This is a genomic window from Streptomyces sp. NPDC007872, assembly GCF_042868165.1.
Taxonomy (GTDB): Bacteria; Actinomycetota; Actinomycetes; order Streptomycetales; family Streptomycetaceae; genus Streptomyces.
The window spans coordinates 738,345-760,187 of the sequence record NZ_JBIAEA010000004.1 but is presented as its reverse complement, the minus strand read 5'-3'; the positions used below and the strand labels follow the sequence as shown (position 1 = coordinate 760,187).

The 21,843-nt window shown below is 72.7% G+C and carries 18 protein-coding genes; 7 read left to right on the top strand and 11 right to left on the bottom strand.

Annotation, left to right across the window (positions count from 1 at the left end):
• Positions 1–88: 88 nt before the first annotated feature.
• Complete coding sequence (locus ACFYNX_RS18045) at positions 89–2,035, top strand: ATP-binding SpoIIE family protein phosphatase (protein ID WP_365546010.1); 1,947 nt, start codon at positions 89–91, stop codon at positions 2,033–2,035.
• Between the two features lie 63 nt (positions 2,036–2,098).
• On the opposite strand, the gene ACFYNX_RS18040 is transcribed toward ACFYNX_RS18045, so the two are convergent.
• A complete protein-coding gene (locus ACFYNX_RS18040) occupies positions 2,099–4,339 on the bottom strand; it encodes a transglycosylase domain-containing protein (RefSeq protein WP_365546007.1) in 2,241 nt (746 codons plus the stop codon).
• Between the two features lie 252 nt (positions 4,340–4,591).
• Here ACFYNX_RS18040 and ACFYNX_RS18035 point away from each other — a divergent pair, with 252 nt between their 5' ends.
• Genes ACFYNX_RS18035 through ACFYNX_RS18025 form a run of 3 tightly spaced genes read left to right on the top strand, consistent with a single transcriptional unit; the run spans position 4,592 to position 8,209 of the window.
• A complete protein-coding gene (locus ACFYNX_RS18035; protein WP_388662413.1) occupies positions 4,592–5,116 on the top strand; it encodes a PadR family transcriptional regulator in 525 nt (174 codons plus the stop codon).
• 40 nt (positions 5,117–5,156) lie between these two features.
• Positions 5,157–5,840, top strand: coding sequence for an ABC transporter ATP-binding protein (locus ACFYNX_RS18030; RefSeq protein WP_365546000.1), 684 nt, complete (start codon positions 5,157–5,159; stop codon positions 5,838–5,840).
• Complete coding sequence (locus tag ACFYNX_RS18025; RefSeq protein WP_388662411.1) at positions 5,837–8,209, top strand: FtsX-like permease family protein; 2,373 nt, start codon at positions 5,837–5,839, stop codon at positions 8,207–8,209. The genes ACFYNX_RS18030 and ACFYNX_RS18025 overlap by 4 nt, the downstream gene beginning before the upstream one ends.
• Positions 8,210–8,302: 93 nt before the next feature.
• Here ACFYNX_RS18025 and ACFYNX_RS18020 read toward each other — a convergent pair whose 3' ends face one another.
• Positions 8,303–9,277 (bottom strand): LysR substrate-binding domain-containing protein, encoded by a 975-nt coding sequence (locus ACFYNX_RS18020; RefSeq protein ID WP_365545994.1) that lies wholly within the window; start codon positions 9,275–9,277, stop codon positions 8,303–8,305.
• A gap of 134 nt (positions 9,278–9,411) precedes the next feature.
• Between ACFYNX_RS18020 and ACFYNX_RS18015 the strand changes: the two genes are divergently transcribed.
• Together ACFYNX_RS18015 and ACFYNX_RS18010 are read left to right on the top strand one after the other, a co-directional pair.
• On the top strand, positions 9,412–9,966 hold the full coding sequence (locus ACFYNX_RS18015; protein ID WP_062752446.1) for a peroxiredoxin: 555 nt from the start codon (positions 9,412–9,414) through the stop codon (positions 9,964–9,966).
• A gap of 6 nt (positions 9,967–9,972) precedes the next feature.
• On the top strand, positions 9,973–10,512 hold the full coding sequence (locus ACFYNX_RS18010) for an alkyl hydroperoxide reductase (RefSeq protein WP_062752447.1): 540 nt from the start codon (positions 9,973–9,975) through the stop codon (positions 10,510–10,512).
• A gap of 135 nt (positions 10,513–10,647) precedes the next feature.
• Here ACFYNX_RS18010 and ACFYNX_RS18005 read toward each other — a convergent pair whose 3' ends face one another.
• The 6 genes from ACFYNX_RS18005 to ACFYNX_RS17980 form a co-directional block, all read right to left on the bottom strand.
• Positions 10,648–11,013, bottom strand: a complete 366-nt coding sequence (locus ACFYNX_RS18005; protein ID WP_388662408.1) for a beta/gamma crystallin domain-containing protein — start codon at positions 11,011–11,013, stop codon at positions 10,648–10,650.
• Positions 11,014–11,286: 273 nt separating this feature from the next.
• Positions 11,287–11,958: a hypothetical protein gene (locus ACFYNX_RS18000; RefSeq protein ID WP_388662406.1), complete on the bottom strand. Its 672-nt coding sequence runs from the start codon at positions 11,956–11,958 to the stop codon at positions 11,287–11,289.
• Positions 11,955–13,412 carry an AI-2E family transporter gene (locus ACFYNX_RS17995; protein ID WP_388662404.1) on the bottom strand — a complete coding sequence of 486 codons (1,458 nt, stop codon included), beginning with the start codon at positions 13,410–13,412 and terminating at the stop codon, positions 11,955–11,957. The genes ACFYNX_RS18000 and ACFYNX_RS17995 overlap by 4 nt, the downstream gene beginning before the upstream one ends.
• 424 nt (positions 13,413–13,836) lie before the next feature.
• Positions 13,837–14,589, bottom strand: a complete 753-nt coding sequence (locus ACFYNX_RS17990) for a transglycosylase SLT domain-containing protein (RefSeq protein ID WP_388662402.1) — start codon at positions 14,587–14,589, stop codon at positions 13,837–13,839.
• 358 nt (positions 14,590–14,947) lie between these two features.
• A complete protein-coding gene (locus tag ACFYNX_RS17985; protein WP_125663299.1) occupies positions 14,948–16,273 on the bottom strand; it encodes a PhoH family protein in 1,326 nt (441 codons plus the stop codon).
• 362 nt (positions 16,274–16,635) lie between these two features.
• Positions 16,636–17,397: an isoprenyl transferase gene (locus ACFYNX_RS17980; RefSeq protein WP_365545973.1), complete on the bottom strand. Its 762-nt coding sequence runs from the start codon at positions 17,395–17,397 to the stop codon at positions 16,636–16,638.
• A gap of 126 nt (positions 17,398–17,523) precedes the next feature.
• On the opposite strand from ACFYNX_RS17980, the gene mgrA reads away from it, so the two are divergent.
• A complete protein-coding gene (gene mgrA / locus ACFYNX_RS17975) occupies positions 17,524–18,561 on the top strand; it encodes an L-glyceraldehyde 3-phosphate reductase (RefSeq protein ID WP_365545970.1) in 1,038 nt (345 codons plus the stop codon).
• Between the two features lie 370 nt (positions 18,562–18,931).
• Here mgrA and ACFYNX_RS17970 read toward each other — a convergent pair whose 3' ends face one another.
• The 3 genes from ACFYNX_RS17970 to ACFYNX_RS17960 form a co-directional block, all read right to left on the bottom strand.
• A complete protein-coding gene (locus ACFYNX_RS17970) occupies positions 18,932–20,050 on the bottom strand; it encodes a hypothetical protein (RefSeq protein WP_388662399.1) in 1,119 nt (372 codons plus the stop codon).
• 49 nt (positions 20,051–20,099) lie between these two features.
• Positions 20,100–21,173 carry a hypothetical protein gene (locus ACFYNX_RS17965; protein ID WP_388662397.1) on the bottom strand — a complete coding sequence of 358 codons (1,074 nt, stop codon included), beginning with the start codon at positions 21,171–21,173 and terminating at the stop codon, positions 20,100–20,102.
• Positions 21,174–21,349: 176 nt separating this feature from the next.
• Positions 21,350–21,724: a hypothetical protein gene (locus tag ACFYNX_RS17960; RefSeq protein ID WP_388662395.1), complete on the bottom strand. Its 375-nt coding sequence runs from the start codon at positions 21,722–21,724 to the stop codon at positions 21,350–21,352.
• Between the last annotated feature and the right edge of the window lie 119 nt (positions 21,725–21,843).

The following is a 21,843-nucleotide window of genomic DNA, read 5'->3' as shown; positions in this document are numbered from 1 at the left end:
ACGAGGGGTTTATCCCCGCCGAAGGCGCGGCATCGGCGAGAAGAGCGAGTGCATCGCACCACCGGCCCGGACGGACGGAATCCCACGCGTGACGGAGCATCCCACCTCCCACGAAGGCCGCCAGCCCCTGGCTGCCCGGCCGCAGGAACGCGCCCGCCCCCGCCAGGAGGCGGCGGCCGGCCTGCCCGACGTGCCCGCGCAGCCGGGCGGAGCGCCGGTCCCCGGTACGGAGTCCCCGGCGGCGCCCGGCGTGCCCGCCGCGCCCCTCGGGGGCGGCCCGGGAGGTCCGGGCGCCGTGGCCGTCGCCGTCTCCCCGCAGCCGTCCGGCGGCGGGAGCACCGCGGCGCGGCGCGAGGGCGAGCGGCTGCGGTTCGTCGGGGCGGCGACCCGCCGCATCGCCCGCGGCATCGACCTGGACGAGATCGTGCTCGGCCTGTGCCGGGCGACCGTGCCCACGTTCTCCGACGAGATCCTGGTCTACCTGCGCGATCCGCTGCCGGTGGGCGACGAGCGCCCGGTGGCGCCGTTCGTGCTGCGGCTGCGCCGGACGGACCGGCTGCGGTTAACGGACCCGGAGTCCGAGGAGCTCGTCCTCGTGCCCGATCCGGATCCGACCCCCGCGGCCGAACTCTGCGAGGTGCGGTCCGGAGGGGCGCTCGCCGAGGTGCTGCGCGGGGTGCGGCCGGTCTTCGGCGACTCCGCCGCCGCCCGGGAGGCGCTGGGCGAGCTGCTCGGCACCGACCATCCGCTGCCCGGCGGGCTGCGGGCGATACTGGCTCCGCTGCGCGGCCGGCGCCGGGTGATCGGCGCGGCCGTGTTCCTGCGCCGTCCCGAGCGGTCCGGGTTCGAGCCGAACGACCTCCTGGTGGCGGCGCAGTTGGCCACGCACACCGCGCTCGGCATCGACAAGGCCGTCCTGTACGGCCGGGAGGCGTACATCGCGGACGAGCTCCAGCGGACGATGCTGCCGGACTCGCTGCCGCAGCCGACCGGGGTCCGGCTCGCCTCGCGCTACCTGCCGGCGGCCGAGACGGCCCGGGTGGGCGGCGACTGGTACGACGCGATCCCGCTGCCCGGCAGCCGGGTCGCCCTGGTCGTGGGCGACGTCATGGGCCACTCCATGACCTCGGCGGCGATCATGGGCCAGTTGCGCACCACCGCGCAGACCCTGGCCGGGCTCGACCTGCCGCCGCAGGAGGTCCTGCACCACCTGGACGAGCAGGCGCAGCGGCTCGGCGAGAACCGGATGGCCACCTGCCTGTACGCGGTGTACGACCCGGTCTCGCACCGGATCACGGTGGCGAACGCCGGCCATCCGCCGCCGATACTGCTCCACCTGGGCGGGCGCGCGGAGGTCCTCCGGGTGCCGCCGGGCGCCCCGATCGGGGTGGGCGGGGTGGACTTCGAGGCGGTCGAGCTGGACGCCCCGGCCGGTGCCACGCTGCTGCTCTACACCGACGGCCTGGTGGAGTCGCGGCTGCGGGACGTGTGGACGGGGATCGAGCAGTTGCGGGAGCGCCTGGCGGCGACCGCGCAGCTCACCGGGCCCGACCACTCGCCCCCGCTGGAGGCGCTCTGCGACGACGTCCTCGACATGCTGGGGCCGGGCGACCGGGACGACGACATCGCGCTGCTCGCGGCCCGGTTCGACGGGATCGCGCCGAGCGACGTGGCGTACTGGTTCCTGGATCCGGAGGACGCGGCCCCGGGCCGTGCCCGGCGGCTCGCCCGGCGGGCGCTGGCCCGCTGGGACCTGGAGGACCTCACGGACTCGGTGGAGCTGCTGATCAGCGAGGTCGTGACGAACGCCGTGCGGTACGCGGAGCGGCCGGTGACGCTGCGGCTGCTCCGTACGGACGTGCTGCGCTGCGAGGTCGGCGACGACTCCCCGCAGTTGCCCCGGCAGCGGCGGGCACGGGACACCGACGAGGGCGGGCGCGGCCTGTTCCTGGTGAACCGGCTGGCCCGGCGCTGGGGGGCGACCCGGCTCTCGGGCGGCAAGGTGGTCTGGTTCGAGCTGGCGACCCGTACCTGAGCGGGCCGTCCCCGGACGTGCGGAAGGCCGGACCCCGGCGGGGGGGTCCGGCCTTCCGTGCGTCTACTGCCGCTGGGCCGTCGGGCGGACGGGCCTGCCGGTTCCGTCGCCGCCCGGCCCGGGGTCGGTGCCGCCACCGCCGTCGGGCGGGTCGATCGAGGGCGGCGGGGACGGCTCCCCGGTCGTCGGCTCCTCGGTGGGCGTCGGCGCGGTGGTGGCCGGGTCGCTCGTCCGGGTCGGCGGGGTGGTGGCGGGCTCGGTCGTCGGCGCGGACGTGGTGCTCGGCGGGGCCGTGGTCGGCTCGTCCGTCGGCTCCTCGGGGGCCTCGGTGGTGGCGGTGGGGTCCGGGTCCGGCTCGGCGGCGTCCGTCCCGTCGGTCTCCAGGTCGAACCGCGCGTCGGAGCCGCCGTTCAGGGCGCGGGTCGTGTACTCGCCCCAGATCCGGGCGGGCGTCCGGCCGCCGTTGGCGCGGCCCGGGTTGATGGTGTTGGTCAGGGTGACCTGGTTGCCCTTGGCGTCCTCGCCGAAGAGGGCGACGGCGGTGACGAGTTCGGGGGTGTAGCCGACGAACCAGGCGGAGCGGTTGTTCTCGGAGGTGCCGGTCTTGCCCGCGGCCGCGTAGTCCCCGGCGGCGCGGGTGCCGGAGCCGCTGCGCACGACGCCCGTCATGGCCTTGGTGGCGGTGTCGGCGGCCTCGCGGGTGATGACCTGACCGCCGAGCGGGCTCGGGGTCCGGACCGTGCGGTCACGGTGCTCGGCGGACTTCACCAGGGCCGGGGAGACCCGCTTGCCGTGGTTGTCGAGGGTGGCGTAGACGCCGGCCATGTCCAGGGTCGAGGCGTTCATGACGCCGAGGGAGATGGCGGGGGCCTCGGGGAAGTCCTTGCCGTCCTTCATGCCGAGGGCCAGGGCGGTCTTCTTCACCTTGTCCGGGCCGACGTCGACGATCATCTGGGCGTAGACCGAGTTGATCGAGCTGTTGGTGGCCCGCTGGACGGTGACGGGGCCGTAGTCGTCGTCGTCCTCGTTCTCCGGGGCGAAGGGGATGTCGCTGCCCACGACCGGGCGCTTGCTGGTGCCGTCGTAGATCGTGCCGAGGCCGATGCGCCGTCCGTCCTGGGTCTTCGCGTGGTTCTCGATCGCGGAGGCGAGGACGATCGGCTTGAAGGTGGAGGCGGGCTGGTAGTCGCGGCGGGTCGCGTTGGAGATCCAGTGCTCGGTGGCGCCGACGCCGCCGTACATCGCGACGACCGCGCCGGTCTTCGGGTCGACGGAGGTGGCGCCGGCCTGGACGACGGCGTGCTTCTTGTCGCCCTTGCGGTCGAGCTTGGACTCCAGCTCCTCGTCCACGGCCGCGACGAGCGCCTTCTGCTTCTTCTCGTCGATGTTGAGGGTGATCGTCCAGCCGCCGGCCTTGATGTCCTCCTCGCTGACGCCCTGGCGCATCAGCTCCTGGTTGGCGGCCTCGACGATGTAGCCGGTCTGGCCCTCCATGCCGGGCAGGGGCCTGGGCTTCTGCGGCACGGGGAACCTCATGCCGGTGCGCTCGGACGACGACAGCCAGCCCTCCCCGACCATGTTGTCGAGGACGTAGTTCCAGCGCGCCTCGACGAGCTTGCGGCCGGTGGCGTTCGCGGCGGTCCAGTCGTACTGGTTGGGGGCCTGGAGCAGGGCGGCGAGGTAGGCGCCCTGGGCGGTGGTGAGCCGGGAGGCGTCGACGCCGTAGTACGAGCGGGCGGCGGCCTGGACGCCGTAGGCGCTGCGCCCGTAGTAGCTGGTGTTCATGTACCCGGCGAGGATCTCGCTCTTGGTCATGTTCTCATCGACCTTGATGGCGATGACCATTTCCTTGAGCTTGCGGGTCGCCGTCTGGTCCTGGCTCAGGTAGTAGTTCTTGACGTACTGCTGGGTGATGGTCGAGCCGCCCTGCTTGCCCTTGCCGGTGAGGGTGGACCAGGCGGCGCGGGTGGTGCCCTTGATGTCGACGCCGTTGTCCTTGTAGAAGCTCTTGTTCTCGGCGGCGACGAACGCCTGCTGGACCTTCTGCGGGATCTTGTCGAGACCGACGATCTCGCGGTTGATCTCACCGGTGCGGGCGAGGATCTTGCCGTTGGCGTACTTGTAGATGTTGCTCTGCATCGTGGCCTCGGCGTTGGCCGTCGGCACCGGGACCATGAGGTAGACGACGTACAGGGCGCCCATGCCGAGCAGGCAGGACACGACGAAGGTGCCCAGGAGCTTCTTCCAGGAGAAGAGGCGGCGTATGCCGCTCTTCTTCGCCTTGCCCGTGTCAGGTCGGCCCATGTGTTCCGTCGCTCCGCTCGTCGTGTGTCCCGGCGCTCCGGCGTGTGCCCGCGCGCGCCGGATCAGCTCAGCAAGCTAACACCGGCAGGGCGGACAAAGGAGACCGATCACGTCTTTTCAGGACGTGAGAATCAGCACCCGCGCCCAGAGGAACCGACGCCCGAAAACCCCGAACGGTTGCGCGAAGGGGGCATTCCGCTTGTCGCGCGGCGCTATACATCACGCGTATACACACCGTGTACAGTGACCGGCATGTCCATCGGTCACACCCTCCTCGGGCTCCTGGAGTCCGGCCCGCGCCACGGCTACGACCTCAAGCGCGCCTTCGACGACAGATTCGGCCACGACCGGCCGCTCCACTACGGCCAGGTCTACTCGACCATGTCCCGGCTCCTGAGGAACGGCCTCGTGGTCGTCGACGGCGTCGAGGCGGGCGGCGGTCCCGAGCGGAAGCGGTACGCCGTCACCGAGGCCGGCGTCACCGACGTCGCCCAGTGGCTCGCCACCCCCGAGAAGCCGGAGCCGTACCTCCAGTCCACGCTCTACACCAAGGTCGTCCTCGCCCTGCTGACCGGGCGCGGGGCCGACGGCATCCTCGACGCCCAGCGCTCCGAGCACCTGCGCCTGATGCGCGAGCTCACCCGGCGCAAGAAGGACGGCGACCTCGCCGACCAGCTCATCTGCGACCACGCCCTGTTCCACCTGGAGGCGGACCTGCGCTGGCTGGAGCTGACCGCCGCCCGGCTCGACCGGCTCGCCGAGGAGGTCCGCCGATGACCGCGCGCCTCCCGGGACACGCGGAGGGGACGGCCCGCCGATGACCTCCGCACCCCTCCTGAGGGCCACCGGCCTCGACAAGGCCTACGGGCCGACCCCGGCGCTCGCGGGCGCCGACTTCGCGCTGCGGGCCGGCGAGGTCGTCGCCGTCATGGGCCCCTCCGGCTCCGGCAAGTCCACGCTGCTGCACTGCCTGGCCGGGATCGTCCGGCCCGACGCCGGCACCATCGCCTACGACGGGCGCGAGCTCACCGCGCTCTCCGACCGCGAGCGCAGTTCCCTGCGCCGCACCGACTTCGGCTTCGTCTTCCAGTTCGGCCGGCTCGTCCCCGAGCTGACCTGCGTGGAGAACGTGGCCCTCCCGCTCCGCCTCGACGGCGAGAAGCGGAAGGCCGCCGAGGCCAGGGCCGTCGAGTGGCTCGCCCGCCTGGAGGTCGACGCCGTCGCGGCCAAGCGCCCCGGCGAGATATCCGGCGGCCAGGGCCAGCGCGTCGCCGTCGCCCGCGCGCTCGTCACCGCCCCCCGGGTGATCTTCGCCGACGAGCCGACCGGCGCCCTCGACTCCCTCAACGGCGAACGGGTCATGAGCCTGCTCACCGAGGCCTCCCGGGACACCGGCGCCGCCGTCGTCCTCGTCACCCACGAGGCCAGGGTCGCCGCCTACTCGGACCGCGAGATCGTCGTGCGCGACGGCCGGGTGCGGGACGCGGAGTGGGCGGCATGAAGCTCCGCGTCTGGGCCCGCGACCTGGCGCTGGGCGCCCGGTTCGCCGTCACCGGCGGGCGCCCCGGCCTCCTGCGCACCCTGCTGACCGCGACCGGCGTCGGCTTCGGCGTGGCGCTGCTGCTGCTCGCCGCCTCCCTGCCGAACATGCTCTTCCAGCGGGAGGTGCGGGAGTCGGTCCGCGCCGTCGACGGGAGCCGGGAGGTCACCGCCCCCGGGCCCCGCACCTTTCTCCACCTCGACCGGTCCACCACCTACCGGGACGACGTCGTCTCCGGGCTGCTGCTGCAGCCCGACGGCGACGCGCCCCCGCTCCCCCCGGGCGCGGCCGCGTTCCCCCGGACCGGCGAGATGCTGGTCTCGCCCGCGCTCCGCGACCTGCTGGACTCCCCCGAGGGCGCCCTGCTCGAGGAGCGGCTCCCCTACGAGGTGGCCGGGACCCTCGGCAAGGACGGGCTCATCGGCCCGGCCGACCTGCGGTACGTCGCCCACGTCGACTTCCTCGACAGCGGCAACCTCGACGGGCGCGGCGAGCGCTTCGGCTGGTCGGTGCCCGAGGAACCGATGAACGCCTTCCTGATCCTCCTCGTGGTCGTCGCCTGCGTCGTCCTGCTCCTGCCCGTGCTCGTCTTCGTCGCGACCGCCGTCCGCTTCGGCGGCGAGCAGCGCGACCGGCGGCTCGCGGCGTTCCGGCTGGTCGGCGCGGACGCCCCCATGACCCGGCGGATCGCGGCCGGCGAGTCCCTCGCGGGCGCGCTCCTCGGCCTCCTGGCCGGCGCCGGACTCTTCGCGGCGGCCCGGCAGTTCGCCGGCGCCTTCACCCTCTGGGACGTCAACGCCTTCCCCTCCGACGTCGTGCCGATGCCCGCGCTCGCCGCCCTCGCCCTCGTGACCGTTCCGGTCGCCTCGGTCGTGGTCAGCCTCGTCGCGCTGCGCGGGGTGGCGATCGAACCGCTCGGCGTCGTCCGGGACTCCTCGCCGCGCCGCCGCCGGCTGTGGTGGCGGCTGCTGCTGCTGGCGGCCGGCGCCGCCCTGCTCGCCCCGCTCATGGGCCGGGTCTCGGTGACCGAGACCAGCATCGACACCGTGCCCGTCGTGGCCGGCACCGTCCTCTTCCTCATCGGCCTGACCACCCTCCTGCCGTGGCTGGTCGAGGCCGGGGTGAGGCGACTGCACGCGGGCCCGGTGGCCTGGCAGCTCGCCGTCCGCAGGCTCCAGTTGAGCAGCGGCACGGCGGCCCGCGCGGTCAGCGGCATCGTCGTCGCGGCCACCGGCGCCATCGCGCTCCAGATGCTCTTCCAGGCGATGGAGAACGAGTTCACGCTGCCGACCGGCGAGGACTCGTCCCGCGCCCAGGTCGCCGTCGGCTTCCGCGGCAGGACCGCCGGCGAGGCCCGCGACATCACCGCCCGCTTCGCGCGGACCGAGGGCGTCGACGAGGCGATGTCGGTCGTCGAGTCGCACGTGTGGCGGCCCGGCCCGCCGGAGAAGGGCAGGGACTTCGCCCCGTCGGCCCCGCTCCGGGTCGGCGACTGCTCCTCCTTGCGGGAGTTCGCCGTCCTGCCCTCCTGCCGGGACGGGGACGTCTTCGTCCTCCTCGCGCACGGCGCGCAGGGCTCCCCGGACGACGCCCGGATCACCGCGGTCGCGCGGCCGGGCGCCACGGTCGCCCTGCGCGACCCGCACCCGCCGCGGGACGGGCCGGAGCGGCCCGCGAACGGCCCGCTGCCGCAGTGGCGGATCCCCGCGGGCGCGAAGGCCGTGGACTCCCGCCCCGACCCGACGGGCATGTACCAGTACGGCGTCCTCGCCACCCCGTCGGCGATCGACACCCACCTGCTCCCCGAGCCCTACGCGCAGAACATGATCCGGCTCGACCCGGCCGTGCCCGACGCGGCCGACCGCGCGCGGAACACGGCGGCGGCGATCGATCCGACCGCCTGGGTGAAGGACCTGAAGGAGACCGAGCGCGGCACGGCCTTCTCCAGCGTCCGCACCGGCATCCTCGTCGGCTCCGCCCTGACGATGCTCCTGGTGGCGGCCTCGCTCCTGGTCACGACCCTGGAGCAGCTCAGGGACCGCAAGCGGCTGCTCTCCTCGCTCGTCGCCTTCGGCACCCGCCGCTCCACCCTGGCCCTGTCGGTGCTGTGGCAGACGGCGGTGCCGATCGCCCTCGGCCTCGCGCTCGCCGTGGCGGGCGGGCTCGGCCTCGGGGTCGTCCTGCTGAAGATGGGCGGGCAGCCGGTCCAGGACTGGTGGGTGTTCCTGCCCGTGGTCGGCATCGGCGCCGCCCTGATCGCACTGGTGACGCTGCTGAGCATGCCGGCCCTGTGGCGGCTGATGCGCGCGGACGGGCTGCGCACGGAGTAACCCGTCGACCGTACGTACGGATACGGGCGGCGGTTCCTGGTGCCGGGGGGCTTCAGGAACCGCCGCCCGCCCCCGTACCTGATGCCAGGGGTCTCAGGTCCCGCCGTCCACCACCCGTACCGGCAGTCCCCTCATCGCCCCCCGCAGCGCCTCCGCCAGCTCCTGGAACTCGGCCTGCCGGGCCGCGCCCGTCCGCATCGCGAGGGCGATCCGGCGCGAGGGGGCCGGATCGGCGAAGAGGCCGGTCCACAGGGCGGAGTTGCGGGCGGTCTCGACCGTGACGGCGGTGCGCGGCAGCAGGGTCACGCCGAGCCCGCCCGCGACGAGCTGGACCAGGGTGGCGAGGCCGGCCGCGGTGGTGGTGACCTCGGCGCCGTCCGAGCGCCCGGCCTCGCGGCAGATGTCGAGGGCCTGGTCGCGCAGGCAGTGCCCCTCGTCCAGGAGGAGCAGCCGCAGCTCCCTGAGCTCCTCGCGCGGGATGTCCTCCCGCCCGGCCAGCGGGTGCCCGGCCGGGGTGACCAGGACGAAGTCCTCGTCGAACAGCGGGAGTTCGGTGACGCCCGGCACCCCGAGCGGCACGGCGAGCAGCAGCAGGTCGAGCCGTCCGGCCGCGAGCCCCTCCAGGAGCGAGGAGGTCTGCTCCTCGTGGACCTGGAGGTCGAGCTCCGGGTAGCGCCGGTGGACCAGGCGCAGGACGGTGGGCAGCAGATAGGGGGCGACGGTCGGGATCACCCCGAGCCGCAGCGCCCCGGTGAACGGGGCCCGGGCCGCCTCCGCCTCCTCCATCAGCCCGGCCACCGCGTCGAGGACCGTCCGGGCCCGCGCCGCGAGCCGCTCCCCCGCGGGCGAGAGCAGCACCTTCCGCGTCGTACGCTCGAGGAGCTGGACACCGAGTGCCTCTTCGAGTGCCGAAACCGCGCCCGAGAGCGCGGGCTGGCTCATGCCGATGGCGGCCGCCGCGTCGCGGAAGTGCAGATGCTCGGCGACCGCCGCGAACGCTCTGAGCTGGGAGAGGCTCGGCTGCTTGGTGCGGTGCGGGCCGTGCGGGGGGCTGTACGGGGATGCCACTGATAACCACCTTCGATCAACACGACCCACTCTAGCTATTTCACTGATCAATGCACTCCGTGCCATGCTGGTGATCCGTCCAACCCCCAAGGAAGCCCCTCAAAAAGGGCGCTTCCCCGCTACAAGGAGAGCGCGTGCTCACTGTCGGTGACCAGTTCCCCACCTACGACCTGACCGCCTGCGTGTCGCTGGAGAGCGGCAAGGAGTTCGAGCAGATCGACCACAAGTCCTACGAGGGCAAGTGGCGCGTGGTGTTCTTCTGGCCGAAGGACTTCACCTTCGTCTGCCCGACCGAGATCGCCGCGTTCGGCAAGCTGAACGACGAGTTCGCGGACCGCGACGCCCAGATCCTCGGCGTCTCCGGCGACTCCGAGTTCGTGCACCACGCCTGGCGCAAGGACCACGACGACCTGCGCGACCTGCCCTTCCCGATGCTCGCGGACTCCAAGCACGACCTGATGCGGGACTGCGGCGTCGAGGGCGAGGACGGCTTCGCCCAGCGCGCCGTCTTCATCGTGGACCCGAACAACGAGATCCAGTTCACCATGGTGACCGCCGGCTCCGTCGGCCGTAACCCCAAGGAGGTCCTGCGGGTCCTGGACGCCCTGCAGACCGACGAGCTGTGCCCGTGCAACTGGAGCAAGGGCGAGACCACGCTCGACCCGGTCAAGCTCCTCTCGGGCGAGTGATCCGCCATGGCTCTCGATGAACTCAAGGCCGCCATACCGGACTTCGCCAAGGACCTGAAGCTCAACCTGGGCTCGGTCATCGGCAACAGCGACCTCCCCCAGCAGCAGCTCTGGGGCACCGTCCTGGCCTGCGCGATCGCCTCGCGCTCGCCGAAGGTGCTCAAGGAGCTGGAGCCGGAGGCCCGGGAGAACCTGAAGCCCGAGGCGTACCAGGCCGCCAAGTCCGCCGCCGCGATCATGGCGATGAACAACGTCTTCTACCGGACCCGGCACCTGCTGTCGGACCCCGAGTACGGGACGCTGCGCGCCGGTCTGCGGATGAACGTCATCGGCAACCCGGGCGTGGAGAAGGTCGACTTCGAGCTCTGGTCGCTGGCCGTCTCCGCGATCAACGGCTGCGGCCAGTGCCTGGACTCGCACGAGCAGGTCCTGCGCCAGTCCGGTCTCGATCGCGCCACCATCCAGGAGGCCGTGAAGATCGCCGCCGTGATCCAGGCGGTCGGCGTCACCCTCGACGCGGAAGCGGTCCTCGCCGAGCAGGCCTGACCGCGGGCCGTACGGTCCCTTGCGGGACTGTACGAGACCGTACGGGACCTCATGGGAAGGGCGGCTCCACCGGACACACGGTGGGGCCGCCCTTTCGCGTACGCGCCGGTGGCGGTGCCGCCCGCCGCCGCGCGCTCAGTCGATGTGCAGGTGGGTCACGTGACCGTAGTCCTTGGTGATCCTCTCCCCCTTGCCGAAGGTGTGCCGGTAGCGCCAGCCGTCGCCGGGCTCGTACTCGAACCACCCGGCGTTGTTGCCGCTGCCGAACCGCTCCACACCGCCCTGCCCGACGGCCAGGTCGCCCGCGTTGGCGAAGCACCGCAGGGTGCCCGTCCCGTTGGGGTTGCGGATGCCGAACTGCAGGTACTCGCCGTTGAAGTCGGCCTGGCAGTGGAAGAAGTCGACCTCGTTGGTCGCGGCGGCCGGCACGGTCCCGGCGAGCAGGGCCGCGACGGCCAGCCCCGCGACGACGACGCTCCGCCGGCCCCGCCCGGCGCTCATGGACCTCGGGGACCTCATGGACCTCACGGACCTCATGGGCGGTGTCCTTCCTGTGGTACGGGCTCCAGGGCGCGGCGGCCCCCACCGGGCCGCGCGCCGCGACCATGGTGGAGGGCCCGGTGCGACCCGGAGGGGCGGCACGCCGGTCGTACGGCGGCCCGGCGGAGGCCACCCGCGCGCACCGGGGGCGCGTGCCCGGCGCACACCGCCGTCACGGCCCCGGAGGAAACGTCACTTCTTGAGCGGGGCCCTTCACTTCTTGAGCGCGGCCCTTCACTTCTTGAGCGCGGCCATCAGGACGAGCAGGTCCTGGATCATCGGGACGTCGATCCCGGAGAGGTCGGCCGACGTCCCGGAGGAGACCATCTCGCCGTTCAGCGTGTAGTCCTGGCTGAAGATGTCGATCTGGAACTCGGCCTGGCCGTCGAGGACCCGGAGCCGGCCCCCCTCCTCCTCCATGTCGTCGAAGAAGGCCTGCTCGCCGATGCCGTCGATCTTCTTCAGGATGCCGAACTGCTGCGCGCGGGCCTCGAACTCCGGCCCCGGGTCGACCACCTTGTGCAGGGTGTACGTGATCTCGACGCTCTGCCCGCCCTCCTCCGGGCCGAAGCCGATCGAGCACGACGCCTCGCTGATCGCCGGTTCGTCCACCGCGGGGGCCGAACCGTGCTCCCGCCGCTTGCCCAGGGCGTCGGCGAGCGCGTCGAGGCGTGCCACCTCGCAGAGGTCGTCCACCTGCCGGTACCCCTGGAGGTCCGGTCCCGCCGGTTCCCCCCGCCCGTACGCGTAGAGCCCGGCGCCCCAGACCGCCGAGGCCGCGACCGCGCCGCCGAGCGCCCACAGCCAGGGGCGGCGGGTCCGCGGCGGACCGGGCGGCGCGGCCTCGGTGAGCACCTCGGACCTCTCGAAGTCCGCGGCGCCCACCAGCTCCGGTTCCGATATCACATGTCCTCCCCCTTGCCCCCCGCCGAGCCGGGGGCCGGCGTCGGGGCCACTTCGTACGCGGTCGCCCCGCGCGGCTCCGGCGTGCTGCGCAGGGCCTGTTCGGTGCTGTAGGCACGAAGGTAGCCGACCGCCGTGTTGGTGACGGCGACCAGCGGGACGGCGACGACGGCGCCGCCGATGCCGGCGGTCAGACCGCCGGCGGCGACCGCGAGGACGACGGCCAGCGGGTGCACCCGCACCGCGCGGCCGAGGATGAACGGCTGGAGGACGTGGCCCTCGATCTGCTGCACGGCGAGGACGACGACGAGCACCATGAGGGCGGTGAACACCCCGTTGGTGACGAGGGCGACGACGACGGCGAGGGCTCCGGAGACCACGGCGCCGACCAGCGGGATGAAGGCGAAGAGGAAGATGAAGACGGCGAGCGGCACGGCCATCGGCACGTCGAGGAAGTAGAGGCCGATGCCGATGAAGACGGCGTCGATGAGGGCGACGAGGACCGTGCCCCGCACGTAGGCGGTGAGGGTGCGCCAGGCGCGCGGCCCGGCGCCCGCGACGCCCGGGCGGGCCTGGGCGGGCACCAGCCGGAGCGTCCACTCCCAGACCTTCTTCCCGTCGTACAGCAGGAAGAGCGTCGAGAACATGGCGAGGAGGATGCCGGTCATCGTCTCGACGACGACCGTGACGCCCTGGAGGCCGACCTGGGTGATCTGCTCGGCGTTGGTGCCGACGGAGTCGCTGAGGTTCTTGGCGATGCCGTTGATCTGCTGCTCGGTCACGTGGAAGGGGCTGTTGAGGAGCCAGCGCTTGAGCTCCTCGATGCCGTCCTTGACCTGGTCGGACAGGTTGTCGATGTTGTCCATGACCTGCCAGACCACGAACCAGCCGACCAGGCCCATCACGACGAAGCCGGAGACGGCGGTGACGGCGGTGGCGAGGCCGCGGGGCAGGCCCTTGCGGCGCAGCATGGCCACGGTGGGCTGGAGCAGGGCGGTGACGAGGAGCGCGGCGACGAACGCGAGGACGACCAGTTGTACGGAGCTGATCACCTTCATCAGGACCCAGACGGTCCCGGCGAGGACGAGCAGGCGCCAGCCCGCCTCGGCGGCCACGCGCATCCCCCAGGGGATCGCGGCGGCGGGGTCGGGGCGCGCGGCGACGGCCGGCGCGTACGAGGGGGGCGCGGGGACGGAGAGGCCGGAGTCGGCGGACGCATCGCTCCCGGAGGCACCCTCCGGGTCCTCCTGGTCCCCCTGGTCCGGGAGGGGCGCGGCGGTGTCCGGGTCGACCCCGGGCCGTGCGGGGGCGGTCGCGCGGGGGCGGTCGCCGGGTCTCCCGTACGGCAGGTCGAGCTCGTCGTCCCGCTCCGCCTCGGCCCGGCGCTCGTCGAGACGTCGGCCCGCACGGCTCAGGCCCTCGCCCAGCCGGTTCAGCCACCCTGGCACTCTCGACATGTCGTTCCCTCTTCCCCCGCACTCTTCCCGATGGCTCCCCGGGTGCCCCTGGATCCCCGAACCTACACGTCCGCGCACGAGAAGCCCCTCACCGCGGTGACGGGACGGTGGGGGCCGGCCGGGGTCGAGGAGGACTACCGGCTGATCCGGTCCGTCGAGCGGGTCGGCCTCCACGAGGGGCGATACCCCTGACGGGGGGGCGTCGGCGACGCGTCCGCCCGGACCCGTCACGACCGCGTATCCGTCACGGCCGCAGGCTCTTCACGGCCGCGGACTCTTCACGGTCGCGGACTCTTCACGGCCGCGGAAACGACGGAGCCGGGCGCCCCGTACGGGCCGCGCCCGTGCGCGGTCGTGTCGGAGCACCCGGCGTCCGTGCCGCGTGCGGTCCGCGACCCGCCCTCGGGCGGTCGCGGATCACGTCTCAGTACCAGCGGTTGGCCTGCCAGAAGGACCAGGCGCCGCACGGGCTGCCGTAGCGGTCGTCCATGTAGTTGAGGCCCCACTTGATCTGGGTGGCGGGGTTGGTCTGCCAGTCGGCTCCGGCCGAGGCCATCTTGGTGCCCGGCAGGGCCTGGACGAGGCCGTAGGCGCCCGAGGAGGCGTTGGTCGCGCGGTAGTTCCAGCTCGACTCGTGGTCCACGATGTTGCTGAAGCACTGGAACTGCGAGGCCGGCACGATCTGGCGGGCGATCGCCTTGACCTCGGAGACGGTGTAGGAGCCCTGGGCGGCGAAGGACGAGATGTCGCGGGCCGAGGAACGGCTGGCGCGCTCGGCCTCCTCCTTCTCCTTGCGCTCCTTCTCGGCCTTGGCCTTCGCCTCGGCCTCGGCCTCGGCTTCGGCCTTGACGGCCGCTTCCTTCTTGGCCTCGGCGTCCTTGGCGGCGCGGATGCGGGCCGCTTCCTCCGCGGACTTCTTCGCGGCCGAGTCGGCCGCGGCGGCCTGCACGGAGGCCTGCTCCGCGAGGGACGAGACCTGCACCTGCGCCTGCTCGCCCGCGGGGATGTCCGCGAGCAGCGTGGTGTCGGCGGCGGTGGCCTCGAAGTTGTCGTCGGCGGGCTGCGCGGCGTTGCCCGAGGCGACGCCGACGACGGCGCCGACGGTGGTGACCGCAGTGGCCGAAGCCACCGCGAATCCCCGGACCGAGATCCGGCTCACACGGTTTCCTTCCAGCATCGCCCGCACAGGTGACCACACGGGCGAAATCTTGCCCCTGGCACTGGTCTCCGACGTACGGGGTCACAGGAGACACGGGCCCGTGGTGCTGTGGGCGGCATACGGCGGACGGCTGTTGAGTTGTTCGCGGTGCGCTCCCCGGAGGGTGCACGGGTGCCGTATGCGGGGCCTGACGGAAGCAAGACTCTGCCGGACGGCGATGCCGCAAGGCAATTCTGTGTTGCGTGTGAAAGCTCACATCGCGAAAGGGGCAGGTGTTTTGACGGATGTGGCGGACACGGCGACGCCGCCCGGCTAAGCTCCTGCGCTCTGCCGGGCGGCGTCAACGTCCGTACGCGTACGGAAAGGTACGAAACGGTCAGATCTGAACGTCCTCCAGCATCTCCGTGACGAGCGCGGCGATCGGGGAGCGCTCGGAGCGGGTGAGGGTGACGTGGGCGAAGAGCGGATGCCCCTTCAGTTTCTCGACCACGGCGACGACTCCGTCGTACCGGCCCACCCGGAGGTTGTCGCGCTGGGCGACGTCATGGGTGAGCACGACCCGCGAATTGGCCCCGATCCGGGACAGAACGGTCAGCAGGACGTTCCGCTCCAGGGACTGGGCCTCGTCCACGATGACGAAGGCGTCGTGGAGGGAGCGGCCCCGGATGTGGGTGAGGGGCAGGACCTCCAGCATCCCCCGGCCGAGCACCTCCTCGACGACCTCGCGGCTCGCGACCGAGGACAGGGTGTCGAAGACGGCCTGCGCCCACGGGCTCATCTTCTCGGCCTCGCTGCCCGGCAGGTAGCCGAGCTCCTGGCCGCCGACCGCGTACAGCGGGCGGAAGACCATCACCTTCTGGTGCTGACGGCGCTCCAGGACCGCCTCCAGGCCCGCGCAGAGGGCCAGCGCGGACTTGCCGGTGCCGGCCCGGCCGCCCATCGAGATGATGCCGACGTCCGGGTCGAGCAGCAGGTCGAGCGCGATCCGCTGCTCGGCGCTGCGGCCGCGAAGCCCGAAGGCCTCCCGGTCGCCCCGGACGAGCCGTACGTTCCCCTCGGCGGTGACCCGGCCGAGCGCCTTGCCGCGCTCGGACTGGAGCACCAGGCCCGTGTGGACCGGGAGCTCGGCGGCCTCCGGCACGTACAGCGTCTCCTGGTCGTAGAGCAGGTCCACCTGGTCGGCGGAGAGGGCGAGGTCGGACATCCCGGTCCAGCCGTTGGCGTCCGTGATGGCGAGCTCGGCCCGGTACTCCTCGGCGAGGAGCCCGACCGAGGAGGCCTTGATGCGCAGCGGCAGGTCCTTGGAGACGACCGTGACGTCGTACCCCTCGGCCTGGAGGTTGCGCGCGACCGCGAGGATCCGTGAGTCGTTGTCCCCCAACCGGTAGCCGGCGGGCAGGACGCCGGGGTCGGAGTGGTTGAGTTCGACACGCAGGGTGCCGCCCAGGTCCCCCACGGGGAGCGGGGCGTCCAGGCGTCCGTACCGGACCCGGAAGTCGTCGAGCAGGCGCAGGGCCTGCCGGGCGAAGTAGCCGAGCTCCGGATGGTGCCGCTTGGCCTCCAGCTCCGTGACCACGACGATCGGGAGCACCACCTCGTGCTCCTCGAAACGGGACACGGCGTTGGGGTCGGCCAGCAGGACGCTGGTGTCGAGAACATAGGTGCGCCGGTCGGAAAGGCGGCGCTTCGTGCTGGTCACCACGGAAGGACAGACCCCCTCTGAAGACCCTTGCGAGGTCGGGGCGCGACGGAACCGGTGTCGCTGCGGGATGGGACCGGGTTCAGGCCACGATGCGCGGGCCGAACCACGGCCCTCCGCTTCTCCCGTGCGTGTCCCGCACGGTCGTCCTGGTGCAAGGGGCCTCCCGGGTGGCGGTCTCCGTGCCGCTCACTTCACCAGGGATATGCCCTCGAACGACCTCGGCCATGCCAGGGCGCATGACGACGTCTTCGTGAACACGAGGTGATCGGTTCCGGCCGGGGGTGACGGGCCGGGTGACGGGCCGGACGGCGGACCGGGTGACGGGTTCCGTATGACCCGTACGGGCGGGGCGAAACCCGGCCTCAGGTCCCGTAGCGCCGGTGCCGGGCGGCGTAGTCGCGCAGCGCCCGCAGGAAGTCGACCTTGCGGAAGGCCGGCCAGTGGACCTCGCAGAAGTAGTACTCCGAGTGGGCGCTCTGCCAGAGCATGAACCCGGAGAGCCGCTGCTCGCCGCTGGTGCGGATGACCAGGTCGGGGTCGGGCTGGCCGCGCGTGTAGAGGTGCTCCGAGATGTGCTCGACGTCGACGATCTCGGCGAGCTCCTCGAAGCTGGTGCCGCGCTCGGCGTGCTCCAGGAGCAGGGAGCGGACCGCGTCGGCGATCTCCTGGCGGCCGCCGTAGCCCACGGCGACGTTCACGAGTATCCCCGTGTTGCCCCGGGTGGTCTCCTGGGCCTCCTTGAGCACGGTCTGGGTGCGGGCGGGCAGCAGGTCCATCGTGCCGACGTGGTGGACCCGCCAGCGCCCGTCGGCGGCCAGGGCGCGCACGGCGTTCTCGATGATCCCGAGCAGCGGGACGAGCTGCTCCTCGGGCCGGTTCAGGTTGTCCGTGGAGAGCATCCAGAGCGTGACGACCTCGACGTCGGTCTCGGCGCACCAGCCGAGCAGCTCCTGGATCTTGTCCGCGCCCGCCTTGTGTCCCTGCTCGGGGGTCCCGCCGGACGCCTTGGCCCAGCGCCGGTTCCCGTCGAGGATGACCCCGATGTGCTTGGGCACCTGGGCGTGGTCGAGACGGCCCTCCACCCGGCGTGCGTAGAGCCCGTACACCAGGTCGCGCAGGTTCACCGTTCTTTACCCCTCTGTGCAGCGACGGACCCCAGGCATCGGCGGTCCGCAGGCGGCCACAGTACTGCGCCGGGGCTGCGGGCTCCCAGCCCGGGACGGTCACAAGTCCGTGATAAGCAGAGATACGTGACTGATTCCCCCCTGTACCGCGCTGCCGCGGACCGTTACGACACCATGGAGTACCGCCGCACGGGCCGCAGCGGCCTCAAGCTCCCGGCGGTCTCGCTCGGCCTCTGGCACAACTTCGGCGACGACCGCACGCTGGACTCCCAGCGCGCGATCCTGCGCCGCGCCTTCGACCTGGGCGTCACCCACTTCGACCTGGCGAACAACTACGGGCCGCCGCCCGGCTCGGCCGAGCTGAACTTCGGCAAGCTCTTCGCCCAGGACTTCGCCCCCTACCGGGACGAATTGGTCATCTCGACCAAGGCCGGCTATCTGATGCACCCGGGGCCGTACGGCGAGTGGGGCTCCCGCAAGTACCTGCTGTCCTCGCTCGACGCCTCCCTGGACCGGATGGGCCTGGACCACGTCGACATCTTCTACTCGCACCGCTTCGACCCGGAGACCCCACTGGAGGAGACGATGGGGGCCCTGGCCTCCGCCGTCCAGCAGGGCAAGGCGCTGTACGTCGGCGTCTCCTCGTACACCGCTGAGCAGACCGCCGAGGCCGCGCGGATCCTGAGGGAGATGGGCGTCCCGGCCCTGATCCACCAGCCCTCGTACTCGATGATCAACCGCTGGACCGAGGAGGACGGCCTCCTCGACACCCTGGAGGCGGCCGGCATGGGCTGCATCTCCTTCGTGCCGCTGGCGCAGGGCCTGCTCACCAACAAGTACCTGAAGGGCATCCCGGAGGGCTCCCGCGCCACCCAGGGCAAGTCCCTCGACCCGAACCTGCTCTCCGACGAGGTCCTGCGGCGCCTGCGCGGCCTCGCGGACATCGCGGAGCGGCGCGGCCAGTCCCTGGCGCAGCTCGCGCTGTCGTGGGTGCTGCGGGACCCGCGGATGACGTCGGCCCTGATCGGCGCGTCCAGCGTCGCCCAACTGGAGGAGAACGTGGCCGCGCTCGCCGGCGCTCCCCTGACGGACGAGGAGCTGACGGAGATCGACTCGTTCGCGGTGGACACGGCGGGCACGAACATCTGGGCCGGCCGGGGCTGACGTCTCCCTTTCCCGGAGGGAAGGAAGCTGACGTCCCCCTTCTCCGGAGGGAAAGAAAACGGGCCGGTCCGTGGGGGGGATACGGACCGGCCCGAGGGGGGGTTTCCACCATAACCCTTCGATAGTCGTCCCGCGCGCCACGTACGCCCGAAGTCCCGCCCGGAATCCCCCGGATCCCGTGCGGGACAAGGGCTGTGGGGCCTCGTGGCGGGTTTACGCCCCGGCGTGGCGGCGGGGTTCCGTCCCTCCCAGGGGGGACCGGGGGGCGGGGGCGTGACGTTGACGCGGGGACACGCGTGCGCGTGGAGGGCGATCCCGGGGCGGGTGCGGGCCGGGGCAGGCCTCACGAGGGGCCCGGGCCGAGGAGGCCTTACGGAGGGCCCGGGCCGAGGAGGGTGAAGGCGCCGTACGCGGCGGAGGCGAGGGCGAGGGCGGCGAGGACCGGGGCGGCGGTGCGGGTCCCGAGGCGCGCGAGGGCGGCGGCGGGCGGGAGCAGCAGTCCGAAGGCGGGCATCATCAGGCGCGGCCGGGAGCCGAAGTAGGCGGCGCCGACGAGAGAGACCAGGACGACGCCGACCGTGTACACGAGCAGGGGCAGGGGCTGCCGCTGCCGTACGCAGAGGACGACGAGCCGGGCGAGCAGGGCGAGCGCGGCGGTCAGGCCGAGGGCGGCGGGCCAGGGCAGGCCCGCGATGAACCGGGCGAGCGCGAGGCCGCCGTCGACGGAGTTGCCCCAGGCGGCCTGGACCTCGAAGTAGGCGGTGGGGCTGTCCTCCCGTACGCCGACGTACACGACGTACCCGAGCCAGCCCAGGGGCGCGATCAGCACGCCGGCCACCGTCCGCGCGGGCAGCCGGCGGTCCCGTACGAGAGCGGCGAGGGCGGTGATCCCGAGCGCGGCGATCAGGGCGGCGGCCGTCGGCCGGGTGAGCCCGGCGGCGACGCAGAGGGCCCCCGCCAGGATCCAGCGGTCGCGCAGGACCGCGTACAGGGACCAGGCGGCGAGGGCGGTGAAGAGGGTCTCCGTGTACGCCATGGACTGGACGAACGCGGTCGGGTACACGCCCCACAGGACGGCGAGCAGGACCCCGGTCCTCGGCCCGAAGGCGTGGGCGCCGCACTTGTGGATGCCCCCGGCGGCGACGAGGCCCGCCGTCCAGGAGACGAGGAGCCCGGCGCCGGCGGCGTCGAGGGGAAGGACGGCGGAGAGGCCGCGCTCCAGGGCCGGGAGGAGCGGGAAGAAGGCCAGGTCGGAGTGGACGTCGCCGTGGGGCAGGACGGTCTCGTACCCGTAGCCGTGCTCGGCGATCCGCACGTACCAGACGGAGTCCCAGCGGCCCTTGAGCCGGTGCAGCCCGTCCTCGCCGGTCGCGGCGGCGGCGATCGCGAGGACGACGAGGCCGATCACGCGGGTGGCGGCGTAGCCGCCGAGGGCGAGGAGGGCGGGGCGGCCCGGACGGTCGGGGCGGTCGGGCCGGGACGGGAGCATGGGTTCGATTATCGCGGGCGGTCGGGACGGGGCGGATTCGGCCCGGGGCTCAGGCCAGGAGGCGGTACACGACGGCGAGGGTCACCAGCGCCGCCAGTGCGACGGCGGCGAGCAGCCGGGCCCGCTCCTTGGAGGGCCACACGGCGACGTGCGGTCCGCCGCGTCCGGGAACGACGAAGAACACCCGGTGGGGGTGGGAGGCGAGGACGACGCGCGCCAGGGGGAGGTGGCGCAGGGTGATCCGGCGGCTTATCTCTCCTTCGTGCGGGAGGAGCCAGGACTCCAGGAGCCCGGCCACCTCCCCGTCGGTGTCGCGCGCCAGGGAGGAGCGCGGGCCGACCACGCGGACGTCGGTCCAGTCACCGTGGTCACGGGCGGTCCTCCACGCCCCGTACGGCAGGACGGGGGAGGAGACCTTGACCTTCACGACGAACGGGCTCCTGGTGACGACGCCCTCGGTCCACGTCACGGTCCTCGCGGTGCCCCCGCAGCGGCGGTGGGGGACGGTGCCCGCCCGGTCGCAGTCGGGGCAGGCGCGGGAGCCCGACCCGCCGCACCGGGTGCAGGTGCTCTTGCCGCGTCCGCCGCATCCGGCGCACGCGGCCTGCCTGGTGCCGCACTGGCCGCACGTGACGCGCCCTTCCCTGCCCGTTCGTCCCGCGGTCCCCCGGTCGCGTGACCGGCGGCTGCGGCGACCGGTGCCGTCGCACCACAGGCAGGCGGCGATCCCGTGGCAGTCGCCGCAGGCCTTGGCCGGGGCGCACGGCAGCTCGCCGCCGCCCTTGCAGCGCTCACAGGCCACCAGGCCGTTGCCGCAGTCGCAGGCCCGGTCGTCCACGGAACCGCGCCGCACCAGTCGCAGCGTCGTCTCGGTCGTGGGGTCCTCGGGGGGCGGTATGCGGTACGTGTGGAGGCCGGGACCGTACACGGGCCGGTCCGACAGGTCGATGAAGCCCTGGTGGAACCGCTCCTCCTCCGTACGGGTCTCCACGCAGCGCAGGATCTGCCCTTCGATCAGGAGGTGCCGGGTGATGTCCGCCCCGCCCGGGGGCACTTGACCGGCCCCGTCGTGCTCCTCGACCCGGCGCCGCACGGCCGCCAGGACGTCCTCGTCGCTCAGCACGCTCGCGCCACCCCCCGGTCCGCGCCGGAGCGCGTCAGCCTCGGCGTGTTCACGGAACGATACTCAAGTACCCCTGGGGAGAGGCGAGTTAAATAGGGCGGGGTGCGCGGAGAGGCCGGCGGGGGGACTGGCGGAGAGGTCGGTGGAGAGGGTGGCGGAGAGGTCGGGCGCAGGGGTCAGCCGAGCGGTCTCATGCGGGCGAACTTTCCGGCCATGACGGGGCCGAGCCGGTGGACGAGGGCGTGTCCGGGCTCGTGCGGGGAGGGCAGGTCGCCCAGGAAGGAGGTGACGATGACCTCGTCGACGCCGAGGACGCCACGGCGGCTCTCCTCCTCCAGGAAGGCGAGCGTGCGGCGCCAGTCGGGTGCGGCCGGGTCCTCGCCGAGGAAGGACCGGACGGTGTCCTGGACGACCTCCCAGAAGAACACGTGCGGCAACACACCTCCCTGGAGGAGCACATGGGTCTCGTAGGCCTTACGGAACTCCGGGATCCGGGCGACGAGGTCACTGACCAACTGCACACCCGGCGTCACGCTCGGCGTCGTCGTCATCTGTCCAGAATGCTCCTGCCCGACGACCGCGTCCCGCCACTTTTACGCTTTCCTGGAAACGCCTTTCGCCGGGTTTTCCCGGAGAGGGGCGAACTGTCCCTCTTTCGTGGTGGATCGGT